The organism is Pseudomonas frigoris (genome assembly GCF_047758635.1).
In the GTDB taxonomy this organism is placed as follows: Bacteria; Pseudomonadota; Gammaproteobacteria; order Pseudomonadales; family Pseudomonadaceae; genus Aquipseudomonas; species Aquipseudomonas frigoris.
In genome coordinates, this window is sequence record NZ_CP180479.1 from 4,516,660 (window position 1) to 4,539,455 (window position 22,796).

The 22,796-nt window shown below is 55.2% G+C and carries 25 protein-coding genes and 3 pseudogenes; 8 read left to right on the top strand and 20 right to left on the bottom strand.

All coding sequences use genetic code 11. The features are described from left to right. Positions 1–31: 31 nt before the first annotated feature. Positions 32–388, bottom strand: a complete 357-nt coding sequence (locus ACMXYH_RS20595; RefSeq protein WP_415764733.1) for a sterol desaturase family protein — start codon at positions 386–388, stop codon at positions 32–34. A 200-nt stretch (positions 389–588) separates the two neighbouring features. Between ACMXYH_RS20595 and ACMXYH_RS20600 the strand changes: the two genes are divergently transcribed. The 3 genes and pseudogenes from ACMXYH_RS20600 to ACMXYH_RS20610 all read left to right on the top strand — a co-directional run bounded on the left by ACMXYH_RS20600 (position 589) and on the right by ACMXYH_RS20610 (position 2,496). After that, on the top strand, positions 589–1,119 hold the full coding sequence (locus ACMXYH_RS20600; RefSeq protein ID WP_415764734.1) for a hypothetical protein: 531 nt from the start codon (positions 589–591) through the stop codon (positions 1,117–1,119). 143 nt (positions 1,120–1,262) lie between these two features. After that, a pseudogene (locus tag ACMXYH_RS20605) lies at positions 1,263–1,861 on the top strand (copper resistance protein B). A 166-nt stretch (positions 1,862–2,027) separates the two neighbouring features. Continuing rightward, positions 2,028–2,496 (top strand): annotated as a pseudogene (locus ACMXYH_RS20610) (DUF411 domain-containing protein). Positions 2,497–2,654: 158 nt separating this feature from the next. On the opposite strand, the gene ACMXYH_RS20615 reads toward ACMXYH_RS20610, so the two are convergent. Genes ACMXYH_RS20615 through ACMXYH_RS20630 form a run of 4 tightly spaced genes read right to left on the bottom strand, consistent with a single transcriptional unit; the run spans position 2,655 to position 4,509 of the window. Continuing rightward, complete coding sequence (locus tag ACMXYH_RS20615) at positions 2,655–2,837, bottom strand: DUF1289 domain-containing protein (protein ID WP_084317634.1); 183 nt, start codon at positions 2,835–2,837, stop codon at positions 2,655–2,657. 3 nt (positions 2,838–2,840) lie between these two features. Further along, positions 2,841–3,212, bottom strand: coding sequence for a hypothetical protein (locus tag ACMXYH_RS20620; protein WP_415764735.1), 372 nt, complete (start codon positions 3,210–3,212; stop codon positions 2,841–2,843). Between the two features lie 29 nt (positions 3,213–3,241). After that, on the bottom strand, positions 3,242–4,222 hold the full coding sequence (dmeF, locus tag ACMXYH_RS20625) for a CDF family Co(II)/Ni(II) efflux transporter DmeF (protein WP_415764736.1): 981 nt from the start codon (positions 4,220–4,222) through the stop codon (positions 3,242–3,244). Between the two features lie 11 nt (positions 4,223–4,233). Next, positions 4,234–4,509 carry a metal/formaldehyde-sensitive transcriptional repressor gene (locus tag ACMXYH_RS20630; RefSeq protein WP_028621219.1) on the bottom strand — a complete coding sequence of 92 codons (276 nt, stop codon included), beginning with the start codon at positions 4,507–4,509 and terminating at the stop codon, positions 4,234–4,236. A gap of 352 nt (positions 4,510–4,861) precedes the next feature. Between ACMXYH_RS20630 and ACMXYH_RS20635 the strand changes: the two genes are divergently transcribed. After that, the gene (locus ACMXYH_RS20635; protein ID WP_415764737.1) at positions 4,862–6,169 is read left to right on the top strand and encodes an MFS transporter; all 1,308 of its coding nucleotides are present in this window, start codon (positions 4,862–4,864) and stop codon (positions 6,167–6,169) included. A 357-nt stretch (positions 6,170–6,526) separates the two neighbouring features. On the opposite strand, the gene ACMXYH_RS20640 is transcribed toward ACMXYH_RS20635, so the two are convergent. Then, positions 6,527–6,826, bottom strand: coding sequence for a metal-sensing transcriptional repressor (locus ACMXYH_RS20640; RefSeq protein ID WP_415764738.1), 300 nt, complete (start codon positions 6,824–6,826; stop codon positions 6,527–6,529). Positions 6,827–7,339: 513 nt separating this feature from the next. On the opposite strand from ACMXYH_RS20640, the gene ACMXYH_RS20645 reads away from it, so the two are divergent. Together ACMXYH_RS20645 and ACMXYH_RS20650 are read left to right on the top strand one after the other, a co-directional pair. Further along, a complete protein-coding gene (locus ACMXYH_RS20645; protein ID WP_415764739.1) occupies positions 7,340–8,077 on the top strand; it encodes a HupE/UreJ family protein in 738 nt (245 codons plus the stop codon). 12 nt (positions 8,078–8,089) lie between these two features. Then, on the top strand, positions 8,090–8,725 hold the full coding sequence (locus tag ACMXYH_RS20650) for a transmembrane anchor protein (protein WP_415764741.1): 636 nt from the start codon (positions 8,090–8,092) through the stop codon (positions 8,723–8,725). A 210-nt stretch (positions 8,726–8,935) separates the two neighbouring features. Here the strand turns inward: ACMXYH_RS20650 and ACMXYH_RS20655 are convergent. From ACMXYH_RS20655 to ACMXYH_RS20710, 12 genes and pseudogenes are all read right to left on the bottom strand, one after another. Then, positions 8,936–9,087: pseudogene (locus ACMXYH_RS20655) on the bottom strand (hypothetical protein); the annotation flags it as partial. Between the two features lie 74 nt (positions 9,088–9,161). Beyond that, entirely contained in the window at positions 9,162–10,382 is a 1,221-nt protein-coding gene (gene arsJ, locus ACMXYH_RS20660; protein ID WP_415764742.1) for an organoarsenical effux MFS transporter ArsJ, read from the bottom strand. A gap of 9 nt (positions 10,383–10,391) precedes the next feature. Beyond that, the gene (locus tag ACMXYH_RS20665) at positions 10,392–11,396 is read right to left on the bottom strand and encodes an ArsJ-associated glyceraldehyde-3-phosphate dehydrogenase (protein WP_415764743.1); all 1,005 of its coding nucleotides are present in this window, start codon (positions 11,394–11,396) and stop codon (positions 10,392–10,394) included. A 23-nt stretch (positions 11,397–11,419) separates the two neighbouring features. Continuing rightward, complete coding sequence (locus ACMXYH_RS20670) at positions 11,420–11,932, bottom strand: cyclin-dependent kinase inhibitor 3 family protein (protein WP_415764744.1); 513 nt, start codon at positions 11,930–11,932, stop codon at positions 11,420–11,422. Between the two features lie 12 nt (positions 11,933–11,944). Beyond that, positions 11,945–12,661, bottom strand: a complete 717-nt coding sequence (gene arsH, locus ACMXYH_RS20675; RefSeq protein WP_415764746.1) for an arsenical resistance protein ArsH — start codon at positions 12,659–12,661, stop codon at positions 11,945–11,947. Then, on the bottom strand, positions 12,654–13,727 hold the full coding sequence (arsB, locus tag ACMXYH_RS20680; RefSeq protein WP_415764747.1) for an ACR3 family arsenite efflux transporter: 1,074 nt from the start codon (positions 13,725–13,727) through the stop codon (positions 12,654–12,656). Before arsB ends, arsH begins: the two co-directional genes overlap by 8 nt. Positions 13,728–13,744: 17 nt before the next feature. Next, positions 13,745–14,215, bottom strand: a complete 471-nt coding sequence (locus tag ACMXYH_RS20685; RefSeq protein ID WP_415764748.1) for an arsenate reductase ArsC — start codon at positions 14,213–14,215, stop codon at positions 13,745–13,747. 36 nt (positions 14,216–14,251) lie between these two features. Then, positions 14,252–14,614, bottom strand: a complete 363-nt coding sequence (locus ACMXYH_RS20690; RefSeq protein WP_030131004.1) for a metalloregulator ArsR/SmtB family transcription factor — start codon at positions 14,612–14,614, stop codon at positions 14,252–14,254. A 9-nt stretch (positions 14,615–14,623) separates the two neighbouring features. Continuing rightward, entirely contained in the window at positions 14,624–15,037 is a 414-nt protein-coding gene (locus tag ACMXYH_RS20695) for an arsenate reductase ArsC (RefSeq protein ID WP_046056646.1), read from the bottom strand. Between the two features lie 328 nt (positions 15,038–15,365). Beyond that, positions 15,366–16,721, bottom strand: coding sequence for an FAD-dependent oxidoreductase (locus ACMXYH_RS20700; RefSeq protein ID WP_415764749.1), 1,356 nt, complete (start codon positions 16,719–16,721; stop codon positions 15,366–15,368). 14 nt (positions 16,722–16,735) lie between these two features. Continuing rightward, on the bottom strand, positions 16,736–17,239 hold the full coding sequence (locus ACMXYH_RS20705; RefSeq protein ID WP_415764751.1) for an arsinothricin resistance N-acetyltransferase ArsN1 family A: 504 nt from the start codon (positions 17,237–17,239) through the stop codon (positions 16,736–16,738). A 64-nt stretch (positions 17,240–17,303) separates the two neighbouring features. Beyond that, a complete protein-coding gene (locus ACMXYH_RS20710) occupies positions 17,304–17,801 on the bottom strand; it encodes a MarR family winged helix-turn-helix transcriptional regulator (RefSeq protein WP_415764752.1) in 498 nt (165 codons plus the stop codon). A gap of 100 nt (positions 17,802–17,901) precedes the next feature. Here ACMXYH_RS20710 and ACMXYH_RS20715 point away from each other — a divergent pair, with 100 nt between their 5' ends. Further along, positions 17,902–19,140, top strand: a complete 1,239-nt coding sequence (locus tag ACMXYH_RS20715; protein WP_415764753.1) for an MFS transporter — start codon at positions 17,902–17,904, stop codon at positions 19,138–19,140. A 53-nt stretch (positions 19,141–19,193) separates the two neighbouring features. On the opposite strand, the gene ACMXYH_RS20720 is transcribed toward ACMXYH_RS20715, so the two are convergent. Together ACMXYH_RS20720 and ACMXYH_RS20725 are read right to left on the bottom strand one after the other, a co-directional pair. After that, complete coding sequence (locus tag ACMXYH_RS20720) at positions 19,194–20,243, bottom strand: flavin-containing monooxygenase (protein ID WP_415764754.1); 1,050 nt, start codon at positions 20,241–20,243, stop codon at positions 19,194–19,196. 59 nt (positions 20,244–20,302) lie between these two features. After that, on the bottom strand, positions 20,303–20,653 hold the full coding sequence (locus tag ACMXYH_RS20725; RefSeq protein WP_415764755.1) for an ArsR/SmtB family transcription factor: 351 nt from the start codon (positions 20,651–20,653) through the stop codon (positions 20,303–20,305). A gap of 483 nt (positions 20,654–21,136) precedes the next feature. On the opposite strand from ACMXYH_RS20725, the gene ACMXYH_RS20730 reads away from it, so the two are divergent. Beyond that, entirely contained in the window at positions 21,137–22,591 is a 1,455-nt protein-coding gene (locus ACMXYH_RS20730) for a tyrosine-type recombinase/integrase (RefSeq protein WP_415764756.1), read from the top strand. Positions 22,592–22,796 lie beyond the last annotated feature (205 nt).

Genomic DNA, 22,796 nt, shown 5'->3' on the forward strand with positions numbered 1-22,796 from the left:
CTCCGGCTGTTTTTTATCGGCTAGCTCGGCCTTACGTCTTGGAACGCATTGGATGCCTAAGCTGTGCCAGGTAACTTTTCGGGTAGTCTCTCTCGTGCAACCCAACCTCGGCCTCGCCCAATTCTCCGAAACTATCGTAGACAGTGCCGAACAACCGATCCCAAACCATCAGGAACTCACCGAAGTTGACTTGAGCATCTTCAAAGTCGCGCTTGTGGCGCCAGCGATGAATCTCCGTGACTCCCACGAAATGCCGCAACCAGCCTACGCGATAATCCAGGTTCGAATGCTGAAAGGCCAAGTGAACAGTCAGGATGCCGAACCAGGTGGCGACGATGGCCGAAGGAGCGCCCGAGGCAAGCAGTACCACTAGGCCCGGACCCGCCATCAGTGCGGCATGCAGTGATAGCTGGATTGGAAAGTTGGATCGGTTGGAGAAACGCCTGCTTTGTCCTCGCTACGGCTCATCTCTTGATTGGGCTACCCATCCATTCGCTGTTGATTCCTGGAAGCACAAAACAACCGCCCCACCCCGTCATAGTAGAATCACCTAATGCGTCAGAGCTTCGCCCCAAGACCACCAATCATATGTTCTTGTTGATTGGCGCCATGCTGACTATTCTGGCGCCGGTGGTGTCAGGCATTTCAGTGCACTTGCTTAATGTCCTAAAGCAACTGGGGATCGCAACTGCTGTAGCCTTGGCCATCGGTATGGTGATTGGCCCCTCTCAAGTCGTCGCGCGAGTGGCGGAGTTTTCCATAGGCAGAAACCTTCACCCGACCTGGTCCGCCCGAGCCGGTGTGTTTCTATGCTTGGTCGGGTTGGGACTATTGATCTCAGGGATACCCTGGCTGGCCTTCGTGGCGATCGCACTCTACGGCGCAGGTAACGTCATCCTGACGATCGCTCGCGGCACCCTCCCCTTGGCGCTGTTTGGCCCGCAAGGCTACGGAGCAAGAATGGGGCTTCTTGCCAGACCGGTACTCGTGGTTCAGGCCTGCGGCCCGATAGCCGCAGCATTTGTTTTGCAAAACTTTGGAGCGTCGGCACTGCTTAGCGTGATGTGCGGTTTTCTATCGCTGTGCTTCATCGCCAGCTGGCGCCTTCCAACGACTTGACGCACTGAGTAAATGTTGGTGCGGCTGGAGGGGCGACTACCACCAGTCGAACCCCGATCCCTGTACTGACCAACGCTGACCGTGCAGCCGCGTTCCCAGATGTGGCTGGTCATGGTGTTCACGATAAGAAGGTCAATACCTTCATGCTGCTGGACAAATTTGAATACCAAAATGCTGACAACGGTAGTGCGTTGGCCTGGGATGCAAAAGGGTGGATCGGCGGTGACGTTGACCGTCTGTGGTTGCGCTCGGAAGGTGAACGTACCAACGGCGTAACGGAAAACGCTGAACTCCAAGCACTTTGGGAACACGCCATCGGTCCATGGTGGGATGTCGTCACCGGCGTTCGACAAGACTTCAAGCCCGGGTCGCCCCAAACGGTATTCAGGGCATGGCTCTCTATAACTTTGAAACCGAAGCGACTGCCTACATCGGTGAGAACGGTCAAACCGCTGCTAGATTTGAAGGCGACTACGACATTTTGCTCACCAATCACCTGATCTTGCAGCCAACAGCCGAAGTAAATTTATACGGAAAAAATGATCCTCAGCGCGGCATTGGGTCTGGATTGGCCAACACCGAAGTAGGTTTCCGATTGCGTTACGAGATTGTTCGCCAATTTTCCCCCTACGTCGTGGTTACCTGGAATCGCTCCTATGGCAAGACCGCTGACCTGGCCAGCGATGAAGGAGAAAAGAACAACGAGGCTCGATTTGTAGCGGGTATTCGGATGTGGTTCTGATTCGATTTAGCAACGCCATCAAGAGCTTTGAATGATCGGGGAGCCACCTCCCCCGACTCAAGGGCAAGACCATCAACCAAATCTAAGCAGCCATAGTGAGCGCAAGGGGGAGAGTTCTGCTTTTTCGCGGGATATCCCAACGCGGCCAAGGCAAAAGGAAATATTCATGCCAGGTAGCTTCCGACTCTCAAGTCGATTTCTACGTATCGCAACATTCGCCGCGCTGTTCGTCGGTTCGACCGCTCAAGCAGCACAACCCCTGACAATCGATGTTCATCGAGATGCAAACTGCGGATGCTGCAAGAAATGGACTCAGCACCTTGAAGCCAACGGCTTCACCGTCATTGATCATGTAGAAACCAACATGAGCGCGGTCAAACAGGATCTCGGTGTAGCTCCCCCGACTTTCGTCCTGCCACACCGCGATGATCAATGGAAAGTTTGTTGAGGGCCACGCACCCGCTGAACAAATAATTGCAATGAGTAAGCGTGACGACCTTCTCGGGATCGCTACTCCTGGCATGCCAGCAGGTTCTCCAGGAATGGAAGTCGGCGGAAAACATGATGCTTATCAGATAATCGGCCTGACCAAAGCCGGCACGGATCAGGTCCTTGTTGAATACCCCGGCAATTAAACTGGCCCTGTCCATCTAACGCTGCATGGCTACCGTCCACCATGGTCATGCGGCGGGAAATGCTTTGTCCACTACGTGTTCAAGCAGTAGGAGTTGTAAGGAAGCCGAGGACAGCAGCAAGAGAAGGCGCAGTACAACTTCGGCCTAAACTGCGGCGTTCAATTGTGCTTTTTTTGCAGGCTTTTCAGGCGCAGGGTCGCACGTTGTACAGCGGCCATCTTTTCTGGACGCTTCATCCGCTTCCATTTTCTGATGTCTTCCTTGGTGCGACCGCAGCTCAAACATAGTTCGCTGTTCAGCTGGCAAACGGAAATACATGGGTTTTCGATGTCCTTGGCCATGGTTTAACTCCGCGTGGATCGTGTACGTGTTAAACGCTGCTGCCAGTCACCGGCATTCGACCGCTGACATTGTTCTTCAGTATCGAAATGCACGTTGGCCGACATCTGACTGACGTGAACATTCGCTTCACTTAACGCTAGGTTCGTCAGTTCGAGCATCCGCTTGTCTTGCCCATTGGCAAGCACCTCATCCCTGTTGGCATCGGTGTCGAAGACCCAAACAACCATCAGACTGGAGGGAAATCGTGCGTAATCCGCATCGTGAGTCAACCAAGAAAAGCCCACTATCTCCGCCTTGGCCGTCTCGCAGGCCTTGGTCAGGGCCGCAATCAGACGACGTTCGATTTGCGCCTGATCCCGTTTGCTCAAAAGCATATCTCGATCCTTATTTTCATTTCAGTCGACTATGCATTCATTTCTAAGCCCGGAACGAAGACTTGTACCGGTGAGTCAGCTCCCTGCTTCGTGCGGTATTCAACAGTCAGATGCGTCACTTCATGAACCGTAGCAAGCCGGTCTCGTATATCTTCGGCATTCACTGCTGCGCTACCGAGGACGCTAACAATCGCGGCTCGGGCCTGAGGCCCCACCTGCCAGACATGGAGATCGATGATCGAAGCATCTCCCGGTCGCTCAACCAGTTCACGAATCTCTTCAGCGACATGATCATCTGTCTGGTCGAGCAATACACCCGCAGTCACCCGCATCAACGACCAAGCCCAGCGTGCAATGACAACTGCACCCACAATCCCCATTGCAGGGTCGAGCCATACCCAACCAAGGTATCGACCAGCAAGCAGTGCTGCGATGGCCAGAACCGAAGTCAGTGCATCTGCAATGACGTGAACGTAAGCAGAGCGCAAATTATTGTCGTGACCATGCGCATGGTGAGATTCATCGTGGCCGTGGTCATGCCCATGGTGATGATCATGACCGCCAGACAGCAAAAGCGCGCTCACCACATTCACTGCTAATCCGACAATTGCGATAAGAGTCGCTGTCTGGAATTGCACTTGAGTCGGTTGAAAGAGACGGAATAGCGACTCTCCGGCAATTCCCAAGGAGACCAGTCCCAATATCAGAGCAGAGGCGAAGCCACCCAAGTCTCCCACCTTGCCAGTTCCAAAACTGTAGCGAGCACTTGAGGCATGTCTTTTTGCGTAACCGTAAGCAACTGCGGCTATGCCAAGTGCTCCAGCATGCGTTGCCATGTGAAAACCATCGGCAAGCAACGCCATTGAGCCAGTGAGATAACCTGCGGTGATTTCAGCAACCATCATTACGACGGTCAGAGCCACCACCCACAAGGTTCGCTTGGCGTTTTCTTCATGTGATTTCCCCAGGAACATATGGTCGTGGGAATAGTCGATGTACGAATTACTCATCTGGGCAAATCCTATTTGGAATAGCGGCGAATGGCTTCGAGAAGCTCATCGACGCCTTTCGCTCTTTCTTCGTTGCTGAGTGTCGGATTCGCGACGTGTTCACGAGCGTGGTCTTCGATGATTTCATCCATCAGCCCATTGATAGCGCCACGGGTCGAAGCGACCAAAAGTAAGGTTTTCGAGCAGTCATCATCAGAGTCGAGTGCTCGCTCAATCGCCTGGATTTGCCCAGCGATTCGCTTTACGCGCTTAAGAAGATTGTCTTTGCTCGATCTCACATGACCCATACCATACCCCCCTTACCTATAATGAAAGTATGATCACACGTTCCAACTAGCCATACAAGCCAGGGAGGGAATACATCCGACTGGCAGCATTTGAATGCTGCAATCGAAACATTGAGCACGTCGCCTCGCCGTGCAGAACCAATACAAGCCGATGGGTGGGCCCGCACTTCAATAATTCGATAGATGGCGTAGCGCCTATTTCTTGAGCTGCCATGGTCTATGGTTTAGGATACGAACCGTATCCCCCCCAGGGGGATATCCGCACTCAACAGAGACGAAACCAGCTGATTGCGTCTCTTCGTGAAAAGTTCGGTAACCGCCTGGTCACGCACTTCGCCACTTGAGATATTGCATGCTGAAAATCCTAGCCAACCGAACCTACCGTCATCTCTTTCTCGCCCAAGTGATTGCGCTCGTAGGTACTGGTCTTGCCACTGTCGCGCTTGGCCTACTGGCGTTCGATCTCGCAGGTGCCCAAGCGGGCGCTGTCCTCGGCACAGCGTTAGCGATCAAAATGACGGCCTACATCGGCGTAGCCCCCATTGCAGCCGCTTTTGCAGAGCGTCTACCCCGTCGGGCAATGCTGGTGTCGCTGGATCTGGTGCGAGCACTGGTCGCGCTCGCTCTGCCGTTTGTGACGGAAGTCTGGCAGATCTACGTGCTGATTTTTGTTCTCCAGTCAGCCTCAGCGGCGTTCACCCCAACATTTCAGGCAACCATTCCAGACATCCTGCCGGATGAGGACGATTACACCCGCGCCTTGTCGCTATCACGTCTCGCCTATGATCTTGAAAGTGTCGCCAGCCCTATGCTTGCCGCCGCGTTGCTGACCGTTATCAGCTTCCATAACCTGTTCGCCGGCACTGTTATCGGTTTCCTCGCCTCAGCGGCCCTGGTCGCCACAGTGTTGCTGCCAAAAGCGAAGCCGACGCCACGACGTAGCATTTACGAGCGAACTACCCGAGGCATGCGCATATTCCTGGCCACACCCCGCCTGCGAGGACTGCTGGCTCTCAATCTCACGGTAGCAGCCGCGAGTGCGATGGTCATCGTCAATACGGTGGTGCTGGTGCAGTCGCGCTTCGCTCTGCCTCAGAGTTCTACAGCATTGGCGCTGGCTGCGTTTGGTGGTGGCTCGATGGTCGCCGCCGTGGTTTTGCCTCGGCTCTTGAAAAACATCAAAGACCGAACAGCCATGCTGTTTGGTGGAGGAATATTGGTCACTGGCTTAGCGGTTGGCATCAACCTGACCACCTACAACTTCCTGCTGCCGCTGTGGATGGTACTGGGTGTGGGCTATTCCTTGGCTCAGACCCCAAGCGGTCGGCTGTTGCGTCGCTCAGCACATGCCGAAGATCGCCCGGCGCTGTTTGCCGCCCAATTTGCGCTATCCCATGCCTGCTGGTTGATTACCTACCCATTGGCAGGATGGCTGGGTGCCAATATCAGCCTCACGGCCTCGTTTGTTGGGCTCGTTGTCGTGGCTGGTAGCGCATTGGCGGTCAGTATAGTGATCTGGCGTCCGGCTCATGACCAAGAGTCGATCAAACACACCCATGAGAACCTGCCGGATGATCACACTCACCTCGACGGCCAAGATGGTGCAGATCACGAACACCCGTATGTGATCGACGATCAGCATCGCCGCTGGCCAAGTTGAGGGGGTTTTAGTTTCAAAGATTTGCCAAACCTCAGACCAGAAACCGTAGAGCTTGCAGAGCGGCAAGATGGCCCGAATAGAACCTTTAGCCCCACTGCCGCACAGGCCAAACCGTGTAGGTGAACGTCTGACACAGAAGCCAGAGTCTGACCAGCGGCGCAACGAACGCAGCGCTTAAGACCAGAGATGAATAGACTTCCAAATCCAATGCCCTGGTTACGATGCCGCTACGAGTGCTGCCCAGCAGACATAAAACCGCTGGTAGCAACCAAAGAACACCAGACCTCTTGATCGCTAACAAAACAGGCATGTGCCCTGCCCTGTTGCAGCAGTTCAGCGAAGTTGGGCATTTCAGACCTAGAGATACTTGGTGATTTGCTTGAACGCTTCCAGTGGTGCGCGCTCGCCATTGTTCAACGCCGAGAGGGTGTCCTCCAGGCAATGATCAATGTGATCTTGGATGAGCGTGCGTTTGGCTTGGCACACCGCCTTTTCCACGGCATGCAGCTGCTGAGCAATATCGACGCACTGACGACCTTCTTCAATCATGGTGATGATGCCGCGTAAATGGCCATCCGCCCGCTTGAGGCGCTTGATGATCGCCTCGTGACTTTGGTGGGTGTGGGGATGGCTATGTTCGTGTTCTTGCTCACTCATGACTTGAGCCTCAGGCCTCAATGAATTACGCTGGCATACTATCCCCCCTAGGGGGATTGGGTCAAACGCATCAAAGCCCTACAAAGCGAGTTGAAACCCGGACGCTATGTTCAGCAGAACACTGACAACAACGGTGGTAATCGCGCTTGCTCTCGCAATGTTTGTGGCTTGGGCCGGGCATACCTATACGTTGTCAGTGACATCGAAACAGCCAGCTTGGGAGATTGCGCAAGACGCCCATCACTCCCATGAACAGCAAGCCGAGATGTCGTGTGCGAGCTGCTCGGATCACTATCACTCCCCGTTGACCCCTGACCATCAGCACGAAACGCCACAGCTCACCTCCGCATTGAGTTTGGCTGCGCAGCCGAAGCTCTCTATTCGGGTCGATGCGCCACGCTATTCCGTTCCCTGTCCGCCGATTTTCTTGATTGAGCGGCCACCCCGTCCTTCGTTCGCATCCTGACCATGGCCGCACTGCGGCCTTTGATCCCTGCAACGTAGGATTGATCTATGCATTCGCACTCGATGAGCGGCGTTGACGCATTTACTGTGCCTTCGCGTCGCCTGCTACAGCTGCTGTTTTTACTAGTCGCGGCACTTTTCCTCGCAATGCCCGAGGCGATGGCTCATGCCGTCGCCGAAGGTGATAAGGGGTTCATCCAGGAAAGCTCCGGCGTCATGTTGCTGCCCTTCATCTACATGGGCGCCAAGCACATGATGACGGGCTACGACCACCTGCTGTTTCTGTTCGGGGTGATCTTCTTCCTCTATCGCCTGAAAGATGTTGGGCTCTACGTCACGCTATTCGCGGTAGGCCACTCAGTCACGCTGCTGCTGGGTGTACTGACTGAGGTCAGCATCAGCTCTTACATCATCGACGCCATCATCGGTTTCTCGGTGGTGTACAAGGCGCTCGATAACCTCGGCGCATTCCAGCGCTGGTTCGGTTTCCAACCCAACACCAGAGTGGCCACGCTGATCTTCGGCCTGCTCCATGGTTTCGGTCTGGCCACCAAGATTCAGGAGTACGAGATATCGCCTGAAGGCCTGATTCCGAACCTGATCGCCTTCAATGTTGGTGTCGAGATCGGCCAATTGCTGGCCCTCAGCGCGATTATCATTCTGATGGGGTATTGGCGGCGCACCGGCAGTTTCTGGCGCCACGCCTATACCGCCAACGTCGCCATGATGAGTGCCGGTTTCCTGCTGATGGGTTACCAGATCACCGGCCTGTTTGTCTCCGCGTAAGGAATTCTGACCATGTTTAATACTCCGCTTCCAAATGTTAATGAATTGCCTAGCACTCGCAAACTGGTGCGCTCGACTTTCATTGCACTGCTGACTGCGGTCGGCCTGCTGGTGACCGTTGTCATGCCTTCGGAATACGCCGTTGATCCAACGGGCGTGGGCCGTGCGCTGGGACTGACCCAGATGGGCGAACTGAAGATCATCCTTGCCCAGGAAGCTTTCGCGGATGCCGCGCCACCTCAACCAGCAGCTCCAGCTCCGCAGGTTGCGCAAGTCCAACCTATTGCGAAACCTGTTGCTCAGCCAGTGGCGACACCTACCCCAGCTCTGAAGACGAATCAAATGAGCGTCACGCTCAAGCCAGGTGAAGGGACAGAAATCAAACTGGAAGTGCTGAAGAACAAGAGTGTCAGCTATGAATGGACAGCGGTTGGTGGGCCTGTGAACTACGACACCCATGGCGAGCCCTACAACGGTAAAAAGGGTTACTTCTACAGCTACAACAAGGGCAAGCAGGTCAAAAGTGATAGAGGTGAATTCACCGCCATTTTTGACGGCACCCACGGTTGGTTTTGGCGTAATCGCAGCAACAACGACGTGACCATCTCACTGAAAACGACCGGCGATTACTTGAGCGTCAAACAGTAATCCGAAGCAGCGATGGCTGTTCTACTGCCGAAAATACAGCGTTCAGCCTGACCACAGACCATTTATTGCATCCATTTTTTGAAGAGTCTTCCCATGAAAACCCCAACAACGCTGATTCGTTCGATGCTTCTAATCTGCTTCCTCGGCCTGATGACGGCATGCGGCGGCGGTGAGAAAGGAGCAACCTCCGAGAGCGCTGAGCACGGACACTCACACGAGTAACACCCTGAATAAAACAAGGCCGCATTTGCGGCCTTGTTTGTTCCTATATCTCTCCTGTGTGCCCAACTCTGTCACTCGGTTCAGCGGCAATTAAGGTTGCTGTTGGCGTTACTCAGCAAAAAGGCGAACGGGCGTTGCCTCTTACACTTGCCTGCCTTGCCTCGAATGCCGGCTGCTCTGCTAGCAATTAGTTGCAACCGTCCTCAGAGCGCTTTCAGATCGCCTTGGGATGCCTCGGTAGCGCGATAGAAATCAGCGCTGCGAGCAGCACAAAGCCGCTCGATATCCACAAGCACGCCCCCAGCCCATACACCTGATAAACCCAGCCGGAGAGCACCGTGCCGATCAGTCGCCCCATGGCGTTCGACATGTAATAAAAACCCACATCCAGCGACACACCGTCTTCCTTGGCGTAGGACACGATCAGATAGCTGTGAAGCGACGAATTCACCGCGAACAGCGCACCAAAGACCATTAATCCGCCGAGCAATACCACCTGCTGTGACACCCCGGTGTTTAGCCCGAGAGCGATTGCCGCAGGCAAGCCTGCCAGTGCAAGTGCCCACAGAAACGCCGCTCGACCATCCGGTACATGGCCACGTTTCTTGCCGGTGATGTTGGGCGCGAAGGACTGCACGATGCCATAGCCAATCACCCAGGCCGCCAGGAAGCCGCCAACCTCCCAGAAGTCCCAGCCAAACACGCTGCTCAGGTACACCGGCAAAGCCACAACAAACCAGACATCGCGGGCACCGAACAGGAACATCCGTGCCGCCGAGAGAATATTGATCGCCCGACTCTTGGACAGGATGTCGCGAAACTTGGGTTTGGCTTTCGCTTTGCCCAGATCCTTCTTCAACAGGATCAAGCTGCTGATCCAGATCAGCGCCAGGACACCCGCCATGGCCAGTAAGGCGCCTTTGAAGCCGATCAATGCCAGCAAGGCTCCGCCAAGAAAGAAGCCGACACCCTTGAGTGCGTTCTTCGAGCCGGTGAGGATCGCCACCCACTGGTAGAGCTTGCCCTGCTGCCCATCAGGAACCAGAAGCTTGATGGAGCTTTTGGCGCTCATCTTGTTCAGGTCTTTGGCAATCCCCGACAGCGCCTGAGCGCCCATCACCCATGGGATGGTTAGCCAGGCTAGCGGAACCGTCAGCATCAGCAGCGCCGCGACCTGGATGCCGAGCCCGATGTTCATGGTTCGGTTCAGACCCAGCCGGGCGCCGAGGTAGCCGCCCACCAGGTTGGTGATCACGCCAAAGAGTTCGTAGAACAGAAACAATGCCGCGATTTGCAGTGGGCTGTAGCCCAACGCGTGAAAGTGCAACACCACCAACATGCGCAAGGCGCCGTCGGTGAGGGTGAAGGCCCAGTAATTACCCGTAACGAGCAGGTACTGTCGCACTTCTGGAGCGAGGGCTGACAACGCTTTCATGACCGCTCCTTAGACTGCCAGCCCGACCATTCTGGCCAGCTCGACGGTGCGGTTGGCATAGCCCCATTCGTTGTCGTACCAGGCGTAGAGTTTGACCTGGGTACCGTTGATGACCATGGTCGACAGCGCATCGATGATCGATGAGCGTGGATCTGTGCGGTAGTCGATGGACACCAGTGGACGTTCCTCGAAGCCGAGGATGTCTTTCAGCTCGTTCTCGGAGGCGTCCTTGAGGAACTGATTCACCTCCTCGACAGTGGTGGCCCGCTCGACCTCGAAGACACAGTCGGTCAACGAAGCGTTGGCCAGCGGCACGCGTACCGCGTGACCATTCAGACGCCCACGCAGCTCCGGAAAGATTTCGGCAATGGCGGTGGCCGAGCCGGTGCTGGTTGGGATCAGGCTCATGCCCGACGCACGCGCACGGCGCAGATCCTTGTGCGGCTGATCGAGGATGCTCTGCGTGTTGGTCAGGTCGTGAATAGTGGTGATCGAGCCGTGACGAATACCCAGTTTCTCGTGGATGACTTTCACCACGGGTGCCAGACAGTTGGTGGTACAAGAAGCAGCGGTGACGATGCGATGTTCAGCCGGATTGAACAGCTGATGGTTGACGCCCATGACGACGTTCAGCGCGCCTTTTTCCTTCACCGGAGCGCAGACCACCACACGCTTCACGCCTTGGTCGAGGTAAGCCTGAAGCACAGCGACGGTTTTCATCTTGCCGCTGGCCTCGATCACCAGATCGCAACCCGACCAGTCGGTGTCGGCAATCGCTTTGTTCGCGGTCACCTTGATGCGCTTGCCGCCAATCATCACCTGATCGCCTTCTGCGCTGGCTTCGTTGTGCCAACGACCATGCACAGAGTCGAAGTTGATCAGGTGCGCATGGGTTACTGCATCACCTGCCGGATCGTTGATCTGCACGAATTCAAACTCTGGCCAGCTCCAGGCTGCTCGCAGAGCGAGACGACCGATCCGACCAAAACCATTGATGCCAACTTTGATAGTCATGTTGTTGTGCTCTGTATCTATTGTCAGTGGGAGTTCGACTGATTGTCGAACTGGCCGATGTATTCGATATGGGCAGGATGCTGAATGGCACGTGGACGCAACGACTGAACATCGCGGATGGCATCGCTGAATGGCACACCGCTCTCGATCAACAGTTGAGCGGCGACCAAGCCGGTACGGCCCGAGCCGCCCTTGCAATGGATGGCAATGGTTTTCCCTTCGGTCAGCAGCTGCTTAAGTCGTGGATGGTGCTGCTCCCATGCGGCTTTGAATGCTTCACCAGGCGCTTGATCATCTTCTACTGGCAGGTGAAACCACTCGATGCCAAGCATTTGGCACTCTTCAGGCAGTAGGTCGACCTCGTTCTGAAGCAACTCTTCGGTCGGCATCAGCGTCAGCAACGCCGATGCCCCCGCATCCTTAAGTGTTTGCAACGCCTCGAAAGGTCGGGTGCCCTTCGTGCCTGGACACGGGGTGAAGATCAATTGGCCATTGAACTGTGCCAGAGGCAGTACTGAATATGGGTGTTGTTGCACAGTGAAAAATCCTCAGATGGAGCCCTGATTGACACGTTTCATGAGTTCTTCCGCCGACTCCTTGCGCTCGGAATAACGATCCACCAGATAGTCCTGGCGGTCGCGAAGCAGCAGCGTGAATTTCACCAACTCTTCCATCACATCAACGACACGGTCGTAGAAGGGAGAAGGCTTCATCCGACCGTTGTCGTCGAATTCCATATAGGCCTTCGGCACGGAGGATTGGTTGGGGATGGTGAACATGCGCATCCAACGTCCCAGCACTCGCAGCTGATTGACCACGTTGAACGACTGCGAGCCACCGCACACCTGCATGACGGCGAGGGTTTTGCCCTGGGTCGGGCGTACCGCGCCCATCGCCAGTGGCACCCAGTCGATCTGAGCCTTGAAGACCGCGCTCATGGAACCGTGACGTTCTGGAGAACACCAGACCTGCCCCTCGGACCACAGCATCAGATCGCGCAGTTCCTTCACACGTGGATGATCGTCGGGTGCGTCATCTGGCAGTGGCAGACCTGACGGATTGAAGATCCGCGCCTCTGCGCCGAAGTGCTCCAGCAGGCGAGCGGCTTCCTCTACCAACAGGCGACTGAAGGAGCGCTCACGGGTCGATCCGTACAGCAGCAAAATGCGCGGCTTGTGGATGGAAGTCTTTTCGATACCGAGTTTGTCTGTCGATGGGAGATCAACCAGTTCGGTATCGAGTTGGGGGATAGGGTCATCAAACATAGTCTTTGTCCTGCGCAACGGCGCTCTTGGATTCATCGAACCATCGCCGTTTCAACCAGAGGGCCACACCGACCAGAGAAATCAGGACCGGCACTTCCACCAACGGGCCAATCACCGTGGCGAAAGCGACCGGGGAAGCCAGGCCGAAGGTGGCAATGGCGACGGCAATCGCCAGTTCGAAGTTGTTGCTTGCGGCTGTAAAAGCCAGTGCGGTGGTGCGCGGATAGTCAGCCTTGAGCAGCTTGCCCATCCAGAAGCTGATGAAAAACATCACCACGAAGTAGATTGTCAGCGGGATTGCAATACGCAATACACCCAGCGGCAATTGCAGCACCACGTCACCCTTGAGACTGAACATGGCCACGATGGTCAACAGCAGTGCCACCAGCGTCAGCGGGCTGATTTTTGGAATGAAGCGGTCCTGAAACCAAGCCTCACCTTTACGGGCGATGAGGATCCTGCGGGTCAGGAAGCCTGCCAGGAATGGCACACCCAGGTAGATCAGAACCGACTCGGCAATGCTGACAAAGCTGGTCTCAATCACACTGCCTTCCAGCCCGAACAGCGGCGGCAATAGCCCCAGAAAGATCCAGGCATACACGCTGAAAAACAGGATCTGGAAGATGCTGTTGAACGCCACCAGCCCGGCGACGTACTGATTGTTGCCACCCGCGATCTGATTCCAGACCAGCACCATCGCGATGCAACGAGCCAAGCCGATCAGGATCAGGCCCGTCATGTATTCCGGCTGGTCCCGCAAGAAGATGATCGCCAGCGCGAACATCAACACCGGGCCGATGACCCAGTTCTGGACCAAAGACAAAACTAGGATGCGCTTGTCCTTGAAGACTTCCGGCAGTTCCTCATAACGAACCTTGGCCAGAGGCGGATACATCATCACGATCAAGCCGATAGCGATGGGGATGTTGGTTGTGCCCACAGAAAGACTGTTGAGCCACTGCGGCCAGCCTTCAAACAGGCTTCCCAAACCGATGCCTAAGGCCATGGCGAGAAAAATCCATAGCGTCAGGTAACGGTCCAGGAAGGAGAGGCGGCTTTTACTCATGATCATTGCTCCTGTGGTTACAGCGTGCCAATCAGGGCCAGCTCTGCCTTGAGCTGTTCGGCACTCAATTGGGAAAGCGGTAAAGCCAGGAAGGCTTCAATACGGGTTTTGATCTGCTCCAAGGTGGCTTCAAAAGCCGCCTCAATCTCTTCCTGAGTTCCGTGGTATTCCGAAGGGTCAGCCAGCCCCCAGTGGGCCTTGGTGGCCGGTCCGAAAAATACCGGGCAGGCTTCACCGGCTGCCTTGTCGCACACCGTGATGACGAAATCAGGAGCCAAGTTCACATGGACATCGCTGGACTTACTGAACAGCCCGAGCGTCGACATACCAGCGTTTTCCAAAGTCTTGAGACTCAGCGGATGCACTTCACCTTTGGGCTGACTGCCCGCGCTGTAGGCTTTCATGCCTTGCGGTGCCAAGTGATTGAAGACCGCTTCACAGAGGGTGCTGCGACAGCTATTGGCAGTACAGAGGAACAGGATTTTCATCGAGCGATCTCGTAGTCGAAGGCGGAATCAGGCGATTTAGCTTTCACAGCAGGCCAGTGCCCGTTCAGGACGGTCGCCCATTTCATCAAGGCGTTTGGCGTCAGGGCTCAACCAATGCTTGTTGCTTTCGAGCACAGTGGTCAGTACTTGATGGACCCAATCTGGGAGATTTGGATGCAGTCGGTAATACACCCATTGGCCTTGTCGACGGTCCGACAACAGGCCGCAACTCCGCAGTTGCGCCAGGTGCCTGGAGACTTTTGGCTGACTCTCATTCAACGCGCAGGTCAGTTCGCAAACACAAAGCTCTCCTTCACGGGTGATGAGCATCATCGTGCGGACCCGAGTGTCGTCAGCCAGGCATTTGAAAACAGTGGTCGGTGTCAGATGGTCAGCCATATCGTTTTCTCAGTGTTTGTTTTTGACCAAGACGAACATCTTGATGCGCTCATGAATTTCGTGAAGGGTGTGACGGAAGGCATCGGGTTTGGTGCTGGTGACCGGGTCCTCAAAACTCCAGGCCAATGCCTCACCGGCTCCAGGTAAAGACAGGCATTCCGCTGCGGCTTTATCACACAAGGTGATGACGTAATCGAAACGCTCACCACGGAACTCGTCTATCGACTTGCTACGTAATCCTTCGGTGCTCACACCAATGTGTGAAAGCGCCTCAAAGGTGCGCGGATCCACCTGAGTCGGAGTTGTACCGGCGCTGAACGCCTCGAAATGCTCCGAATCAGTATGCCTCAGCAACGCCTGGGCCAACTGAGAGCGTGCAGCGTTGGCGGTACAGACGAACAGGACACGGGCTTTGCTGGTCATTGTGAAGCCTCAGCTCATATGCGGTTTAACGAATATATGAGTTTCCGAATACAAGGTAAAGAGCAAACGACCCATTAATCCATAAAAACGATTGGGCTCCGCCGACCACCTTCAATGAAAGCCCTGTATTACGGCGTTAGCCATGTAAATCACTTTCCGGGTCTCTTCAAATATCTGCGGCTTCATATATATGGTTTTTGTAATGAGTCTGTCACTCACGCAGAAATAGGTCGCTCCTTGGTTCAAGGACTACCTGGACATGCAGAAGAAATAAGAAGGTCGCCCCTAACCCGCCCCGGTCATCAAGGGCGGGGTCGGTGACTGCGCACTAGGCTTTGCAACAACCCGGCGAGGTACGAGGTGCGGCCTCAAGGATTGTCTCTCCGGTGCCACAACAAGACGTCTGGCTTGCCGAAGCCTTCAAACGATCATCGACTTCATCGAAATCCGAGTTGCAAATGCCAGTCTCCGGGAGGACCAGCTCAACCCTTTTGGCCGCATCCCAATCGCCCGCCAATGCCGCGACAACAGACCGTACCTGCTCATACCCCGTCATCAACAAGAACGTAGGCGCCCGGCCATAGCTCTTCATCCCCACAATGAACAAGCCTTCCTCAGGATGGGCCAGCTCTACCGCGCCATGAGGCCTGACCGTACCGCAGCTGTGTTCGTTGGGATCAATCATTGGTGAGAGCAACACTGCGCTTTGGGTCGCGGGTTCAAGTGCGACACGTAGCTCGCTGAGCAAGCTCAGGTCTGGGCGAAATCCAGTCGCCACGATGAGTTCGTCCACTGGTGGGAGTATCCGCTCTCCCGCCTTCACGACCAGCCCTTGGCCATTGCCTGTGACTTGATCGATGGCGACGTTTTTGAACAACTCGATCACGCCGTCATTCAGCAACTGGCGAATCTTCAGGCCGAGCTTTCCGCGCTCTTCCAATTGGTCATTCGCACCGCCACCCAGAATGCGCTCAAGAGAATTACCCCGGATAGCCCAGAGCACTTTGGTTTGCGGCGCCTCCTGAGTCAGTCGCACCAGATCCTGGAGAGCGTTAAAAGCGGAGTGACCACCACCCACCACCAACACTCTTTTGTTGGCATAGCGATTCCGGGCACGGCCCAGTACCTCCGGAATGCCATACGCGATGTGTTCTACATGCTCGATCTCGCCCAAGGCTGGGATGCCATGGGCGCCCATCCAGTTTGGTGTCAGGTAGGTGCCCGAGGCATCAATGACAGCACTGGCCAGCACATCTTGTTCACCCGTTGGCCCTGCGACACGCAGTAAAAAAGGAGCTGCCGATCTGCCCTGGGTCTTCATCACATCCTGACCGACGCGAGTGGCTGCCAGAACACGGGTTTTCAGCTGCAAATGACGCTTGATCTGTTCGAGGCCTGCGAGAGGTCGAACAAACCGATTCAGCAGTTCACGCCCCGTTGGATACTCGTTCTCGGGTGGTGGAGTCCAACCATCGGCCAGCAGAAGTTTTGCTGCCTCCTTGTCCACATTGAACTGCCACGGCGAGAACATCTTCACGTGCGCCCACTCTTCAATACTGGACCCAGCTTTAGGGCCAGCTTCCAGAATCAGCGGAGTGATACCTCTGGCCAGCAAATGGACAGCTGCGGCGAGGCCCACTGGGCCTGCTCCAATGATGGCGACGGGAAGGTGGTTGTTTTCCATGATCGACTCCTACTTCAGACTGGCTGATTGACCGGAAACAGGCGCTCGACAATCGCGCAGTCGAGCCAACGTCCCTCTAGGCAGGCGTGTTTTTCATACACCCCCACTTGGCGGAAACCGCAGGCTTCGCACAATGCGAGGCTGGAGTGATTGAAGGTAAAAATGCGTGAAAGGACTTTCCAGAATCCGCGAGCTTCGGCTTCTACCAGCAGTGACTTAAGTAACTGCTTCCCTAGCCCTTGGCCGCGAACACTGCGATCCAGGTAAATGGAAAAATCCGCAATGCCGTCGTAACAGGTACGAGCGCGATAACTACTGAGTCCTGCCCATCCAACAACCTGATCCGTCTCATCGACTATGACCAACACTGGATAGCGCTCCATTGAGTTGATGCGATCAAGCATGTCTGCCGGGCTTCGAGGAGTCGTTTCAAACGTAGAGCTACGCTCCTCGATCCCCTGGTTGTAGATGGCAGCTATTGAAACAGTGTCGCTGGGTTCAGCTAAACGAACTCGCATTGTTGGAGCCCCATTACGTTGGTAGTAACAACATTATTGGCAAAAAAAGGGAAATTCCTCCCTTTCAATCCTTGCTCTTCACGACTGGGCAGCACTCACTCATGAGCCCGCAGCGAATCTCCGTGGCTCGCGTAATCTGCCTCAGCAGACTCAGCGCTCCCTGCCTTGCTTCAGCTGACAGGTTCTCAATCATCGCTCGCTCCTCAGCAATCAGATCAGCTCTGATTTTCGCATATAGCTCACGTCCAGCATCCGTTGCCTGGATTCGTACCGCACGCCGATCTTCATCATCTTCAACGCGGGACACATACCCTTTGCGTTCCAAGGTATCGATCACTCGACTCGCCGTGCTCTTGTCCAAGAACATTTCTTCCGCCAAGACCTGAAGGCGCAGCGCGCCCCTTTTGACCAGCGTCTCGACGGCATAGCATTGGGTTACTGATACGTCGTAACAGCAGATCCGATCACGATCACGGAACTGATAGACGCGAACCAGCTGGTTCAGCGCCTCATACAATTCCTCGGAATCCTGAGTCAGCTGATCGTTTTTACGCTTCGTCATAACCGTCACAAATTAGTTGTTAGCTGCAACAGTAATCCTGATTTCCAAAAATCGTCAACACCGATCTCTCGGTTGACGATAGCCAAAGGAAGGCGCTAGCTTGTTGTCACTGACAACAAAAATGGGCGCGCCGGTCGTGACACTTCCAGAGCAGATTCATCCACCCATCAATCGCTCCAGGCTCGTATGGGCGATGGGTTTCACGCAGATTCTCGCCTGGGGTTCGACCTACTACTTGCCCGCAGTCCTTGCGTCTCCGATAGCCAAAGAGACGGGATGGTCCATCACCAGTGTGGTGGGCGGTCTGTCCTGGGGGTTGCTGGTAGCCGGAGCCTCCTCGCCAGCCGTTGGCCGCCAGATTGATCGCCATGGCGGGCGCTCTGTCCTTGCCGCCAGTTCACTGCTGCTTGCTCTCGGCATGCTACTGATGGGGCTTGCGGGCAACGTTGCTACTTACTATGTCGCTTGGACCCTGATCGGCGTTGCCATGGCAGCGGGTTTATACGACGCAGCCTTTTCAACCTTGGGACGACTTTTTGGTGAGCAGGCCCGAACGTCAATTACCGGCCTGACCCTGCTAGGCGGGTTCGCCAGTACCATAGGTTGGCCGGTGATCGCAGGGCTGGAAAGTTGGATCGGCTGGAGAAACGCCTGCTTGGCTCTCGCTGCGGCTCATCTCTTGATTGGGCTGCCCATCCACTCACTGTTGATTCCCGGAAGCACAAAACAACCGCCCCACCCCGTCATAATCGAATCGCCCAATGCATCAGCGCCTCGCCCCAAGGCTACAAATCATCTGTTCTTGTTGATTGGCGCCATGCTGACGATTCTGGCGCTGGTGGTATCAGGTATCTCAGTACACCTGCTCAATGTCCTCAAGCAATTGGGAATCGCGACCGCTGTGGCCTTGGCCATCGGCATGGTGATTGGTCCCTCGCAAGTCGCGGCGCGGGTGGCAGAGTTTTCGGTAGGCAGAAATCTCCACCCAACTTGGTCCGCACGAGCCGGTGTGTTGCTGTGTTTGATCGGACTTGGACTGCTGATCTCAGGCCTGCCGTGGCTGGCCTTCGTGGCGATTGCACTGTACGGAGCTGGTAACGGCATCTTCACCATTGCTCGCGGCACTCTTCCACTGGCGCTGTTTGGACCTCAAGGGTATGGCGCACGAATGGGATTGCTCGCAAGACCCGTCCTTGCCGCCCAAGCCTGCGGCCCTATCGCCGCAGCATTCGTTTTAGAAAGCTTTGGAGCATCGGTACTGCTTAGAGTGATGTGCGGGCTTCTGCTGTTGTGCTTCATCGCCACTTGGCGCCTGCCGGTTACGCAGAAAAGCAAATAATGACGATGTTCTGGTAAACGCAGTGTTGAGCAGAAAAATGTCGATATCCGGCATTAAGCGAACACTGGGTACGATGCTTCGTGAATGAAGCGCATCAAGCTGGGAATGATGTGAGAAGCATCTGACCCAACGCCTCTGAGGGTGGCGGAAGCAAAGTTACGCTGCTTCGGTAATCCCACAAAATACAGACCCGGTACGTGCTCCGCCTGTCCATTGCATTGGACCAGGCTTTCATTGCCCGCCACCTGCAGACCTGCCAAAAAACCAAGGTTCGGACGAAATCCGGTGGCGAAAACCAGACTGTCCACTTCAGTGTGCTGCCCATCGGCCCAGATCACGCCCGTTGACGTTACTTCCGAGAACATAGGCTTGTGATCAAAAAGTCCCTGCTTCATGGCTCGACGATAGGTGCCATGATCCAGTACGGGAGTACTTTGGTCATCCAGCCAGCGGGTTTTCTCCAACCCCGTCCATCTGAGCCAGGCATGAAAATCCACACCGAAAATCTTTTGCGGGAAAAACCGAATCGGTTCCCTTGTTGCCAACACGACGCTGCTGACTTGAGCCAACTCATAGGCAATTTGCACAGCTGAGTTGGCAGCACCTACCACCACCACTTGCTGACCACTGAAGTCCTCGACATTTCGGTAATTGGCGCTGTGTAAACGCTGTCCGCGAAAACACTCCAGCCCCTGAATGTCAGGGATGAATGGCTGACTGAATCCGCCTGTGCAAACGACCAATGCTTTTGAGCTGAAACGCTGACCATCGGAGGCCTGAAGTCGGAATACTCCATCCTCCCTCCACACCTGCTCGACTCGGATGTTCTGCCGAATGGGTAGCTGGAAAGCTTCCGCGTACTGCTCCAGATAACGCACGACTTCATCGCGTAATGGATAGTGCTTCGCTTCAGCTGGAAAAGGCATCCCAGGTAGCGATGAGTAAGCAGCAGGTGAAAAAAGTCTCAGGCTGTCGTAGTAGTTGCGCCAGTTTCCACCTGGCTTGCTCTCGGCATCCAGAATGAGAAACCTGAGATGCTGCTGCCGCAGATGCCAACCGCATGCAAGCCCAGCTTGGCCCGCACCAATAACGATGACATCCATGGGCTAATTAATTACGTTCATGTATGCGCACTCATGCATATATTGAAATGATAAAAAAACTACTCAGATACACCAGGGCAGCAAAACGGAGCCAGACTTTTCATGTGCTGAAGCATGGCTTCGAGCCGTGCCACCACCGCCGGCCCATCCACCTCGTAGAACATCTGCCTACTGACCTTGGTAGCGCGGACAATGCCCGCCTCTAATAGCACTTGCAGATGACGGGACACCACTGAACGCTCTTGAGGTAATCCTTCAGCGATCTCGCCGATATCCGCACGCCCCAGTTGCATGACTCGCTTGAGCACCGCTACCCGCGACGGCTCGCAGAGAGCTTTGAAGAAGGCTCCATCGAGAGAATCGATTGCGGCATCAATTGCTCGGGCTCGGTTTGAAGTTCGATTGGTCATGCCACTGACTATATGTGCACGATCATGCACACGTCAACAACCCACCTGACTGACACACCAGTGTTTAGTTTGCACGGCAATTGCCAAGCCGTGAAGTTACATGCATTGAAACAAACCGCTGAACGCGCTCGACGTGGATTATCACGGGAGGACAGCAGCAAGAAATCAACCCATGGCACCGGCAAGATTCCACCAAGAGCCAGCCGATTTGTGGGGGTAAAAACGACATAAAATAAAAAGGGGTCGCAAGATAAAATCTCGTAACCCCTTGATTTGTATGATCGGGACGGAGTGATTCGAACACTCGACCCCTAGCACCCCATCTCCTTTTTCATACTTCTTGAAAGACTTCAAAATTTTACTCTGGATTTTTCTAAGCTAGTATTTACTTGAGCTCCAGCGGTGTTCTGCTCTACGAGAGTCCAGTAACGTCCATCAAGAGCCGACGTTTTTGTGGGGGTAAAAGTAGGGGGAGTCTGTTTCATGGCCAAAATCACCATCAAAGAGCTCGAGTCGCTGACCGCCAACGATGCCGGCCGCATTCTCCGGGAGGATGGCAATCTCGCCGGTCGAATTTCAGTCCGCAAGGACGGTTTGTCGGTTAACTTTTTCTATCGTTATCGCTGGGGCGACCAGAACAAAGAGTACGCCTGCGGAACCTGGCCGCGCAAATCCCTGACGGACATCCGCAAGGCGCGTAACCAGGCCAGGACGCTCATTGATGAGCAGATCAATCCCAACGAGCAAAAGAAAACCGCCAAGGCACAGGCATACGCCGCTGCTAACGTAGAGGCCGAACAAGTAAAAACAACGAAGGTGCAAACGCTGACCGTCAAGGATCTGGTCAAGGCCTGGCTGTTGGATGGCGTGGCGCGTAAAGACGGCAATGCCGAGTTGCAACGACGCTTTAACAAGGACCTTTTGCCAGCACTTGGCAAGACAGCGGTGAACAATGTTTCCGAACACGATGTTCGGGCGCTGATCCGGGCCGTGGTCAACCGCGGCGCTCACCGGCAAGCCATCAGCTTCTTCGCCGACCTCACCCAGATGTTCAGCTGGGCTAGAAAGCGCCAACCTTGGCGGGCGTTACTGGTTGAGGGTGATCCGACTGAACTGGTCGACATCTCCCCATTGATCCCTGTCGACTACGAAGCTGAAAGAAGCAGGATCCTTTCCCCGACTGAGCTGTTGGAATTGCACAACCGCTTCCAGCAAATGACCGCCGATTACGACGCCCTCCCCGCGGGCCAAAAATACGACGGTATTCGGCCGCTAAAGAAGGAAACGCAGCTCGCGCTCTGGATCAGCCTGGGCACGCTGTGCCGGATTGGCGAGTTGCTACAGGCAGAATGGAAGAATGTCGATCTGGACCAGCAGACCTGGTTCCTCCCCAGCGAAAATGTCAAAGGCACCCGGGGCAAGAAACAGGACCACCATGTCTTCCTCTCGCCCTTCGCCCTGCATTTCTTTCAGGAGCTCAAGACCCTGACGGGGGACTCCCAGTGGTGCTTTCCGAACAAGCAGGATGATGGGCATGTAGACGTAAAGGTGGCGAGTAAACAGGTTGGCGATCGCCAGGCCCGGTTCAAAAACCGCAAGGCCCTCTCACGACGGCGTCACGACGATACCCTGGTCCTGGCCGACGGCCAAAACGGCGACTGGACGCCGCATGACCTGCGCCGCACGGGCGCGACCATGATGCAGGCCTTGGGGGTCAGCCTGGACGTCATCGACCGCTGCCAAAACCATGTACTGGCCGGTTCGCGGGTGAGACGACACTACCTGCATCACGACTATGCCGAAGAGAAGAAACGTGCCTGGAATCTGTTGGGCGATCGTCTCAGTGAAGTCTTGTCCGCAACCTACGAGCACACACCGACCGAGTCGATGTTGTCGTTTCCTGCATATACCGGGAATAGTTATTTACCGCCGTCTTAAGTTGGCGTCTTTAGTGTTGAGTCGTCATCAGCGATTGACGACCCCGTGAGAAGTGGAACCGTTGTCCAACTCACTGTGCCAGTGTAGGGCGTGCCATCGGCAGCCCGGCTCCACCGAAAATATTCTCTAGCCGGTACAGCGCCAAAAGGTCGGCGAACTTCGCCGCCGTTACGTGAAGCAACAATCCTCCGGTCGGGCTGTTTTT

What these genes read in the sequence shown, in the direction of transcription:
- ACMXYH_RS20650 (WP_415764741.1), top strand. Translation starts at nt 8,090, where the DNA reads ATGTTTAATACTCCGCTTCCAAATGTTAATGAATTGCCTAGCACTCGC.
- ACMXYH_RS20620 (WP_415764735.1), bottom strand. Translation starts at nt 3,212, where the DNA reads ATGCTTTTGAGCAAACGGGATCAGGCGCAAATCGAACGTCGTCTGATT.
- arsJ (WP_415764742.1), bottom strand. Translation starts at nt 10,382, where the DNA reads ATGAAAGCGTTGTCAGCCCTCGCTCCAGAAGTGCGACAGTACCTGCTC.
- ACMXYH_RS20630 (WP_028621219.1), bottom strand. Translation starts at nt 4,509, where the DNA reads ATGGGTCATGTGAGATCGAGCAAAGACAATCTTCTTAAGCGCGTAAAG.
- ACMXYH_RS20595 (WP_415764733.1), bottom strand. Translation starts at nt 388, where the DNA reads ATGGCGGGTCCGGGCCTAGTGGTACTGCTTGCCTCGGGCGCTCCTTCG.
- ACMXYH_RS20705 (WP_415764751.1), bottom strand. Translation starts at nt 17,239, where the DNA reads ATGCGAGTTCGTTTAGCTGAACCCAGCGACACTGTTTCAATAGCTGCC.
- ACMXYH_RS20695 (WP_046056646.1), bottom strand. Translation starts at nt 15,037, where the DNA reads ATGACCAGCAAAGCCCGTGTCCTGTTCGTCTGTACCGCCAACGCTGCA.
- ACMXYH_RS20690 (WP_030131004.1), bottom strand. Translation starts at nt 14,614, where the DNA reads ATGGCTGACCATCTGACACCGACCACTGTTTTCAAATGCCTGGCTGAC.
- ACMXYH_RS20640 (WP_415764738.1), bottom strand. Translation starts at nt 6,826, where the DNA reads ATGAGTGAGCAAGAACACGAACATAGCCATCCCCACACCCACCAAAGT.
- ACMXYH_RS20600 (WP_415764734.1), top strand. Translation starts at nt 589, where the DNA reads ATGTTCTTGTTGATTGGCGCCATGCTGACTATTCTGGCGCCGGTGGTG.
- arsB (WP_415764747.1), bottom strand. Translation starts at nt 13,727, where the DNA reads ATGAGTAAAAGCCGCCTCTCCTTCCTGGACCGTTACCTGACGCTATGG.
- ACMXYH_RS20720 (WP_415764754.1), bottom strand. Translation starts at nt 20,243, where the DNA reads ATGGATGTCATCGTTATTGGTGCGGGCCAAGCTGGGCTTGCATGCGGT.
- ACMXYH_RS20710 (WP_415764752.1), bottom strand. Translation starts at nt 17,801, where the DNA reads ATGACGAAGCGTAAAAACGATCAGCTGACTCAGGATTCCGAGGAATTG.
- ACMXYH_RS20685 (WP_415764748.1), bottom strand. Translation starts at nt 14,215, where the DNA reads ATGAAAATCCTGTTCCTCTGTACTGCCAATAGCTGTCGCAGCACCCTC.
- ACMXYH_RS20645 (WP_415764739.1), top strand. Translation starts at nt 7,340, where the DNA reads ATGCATTCGCACTCGATGAGCGGCGTTGACGCATTTACTGTGCCTTCG.
- arsH (WP_415764746.1), bottom strand. Translation starts at nt 12,661, where the DNA reads ATGTTTGATGACCCTATCCCCCAACTCGATACCGAACTGGTTGATCTC.
- dmeF (WP_415764736.1), bottom strand. Translation starts at nt 4,222, where the DNA reads ATGAGTAATTCGTACATCGACTATTCCCACGACCATATGTTCCTGGGG.
- ACMXYH_RS20665 (WP_415764743.1), bottom strand. Translation starts at nt 11,396, where the DNA reads ATGACTATCAAAGTTGGCATCAATGGTTTTGGTCGGATCGGTCGTCTC.
- ACMXYH_RS20615 (WP_084317634.1), bottom strand. Translation starts at nt 2,837, where the DNA reads ATGGCCAAGGACATCGAAAACCCATGTATTTCCGTTTGCCAGCTGAAC.
- ACMXYH_RS20700 (WP_415764749.1), bottom strand. Translation starts at nt 16,721, where the DNA reads ATGGAAAACAACCACCTTCCCGTCGCCATCATTGGAGCAGGCCCAGTG.
- ACMXYH_RS20730 (WP_415764756.1), top strand. Translation starts at nt 21,137, where the DNA reads ATGGCCAAAATCACCATCAAAGAGCTCGAGTCGCTGACCGCCAACGAT.
- ACMXYH_RS20725 (WP_415764755.1), bottom strand. Translation starts at nt 20,653, where the DNA reads ATGACCAATCGAACTTCAAACCGAGCCCGAGCAATTGATGCCGCAATC.
- ACMXYH_RS20635 (WP_415764737.1), top strand. Translation starts at nt 4,862, where the DNA reads ATGCTGAAAATCCTAGCCAACCGAACCTACCGTCATCTCTTTCTCGCC.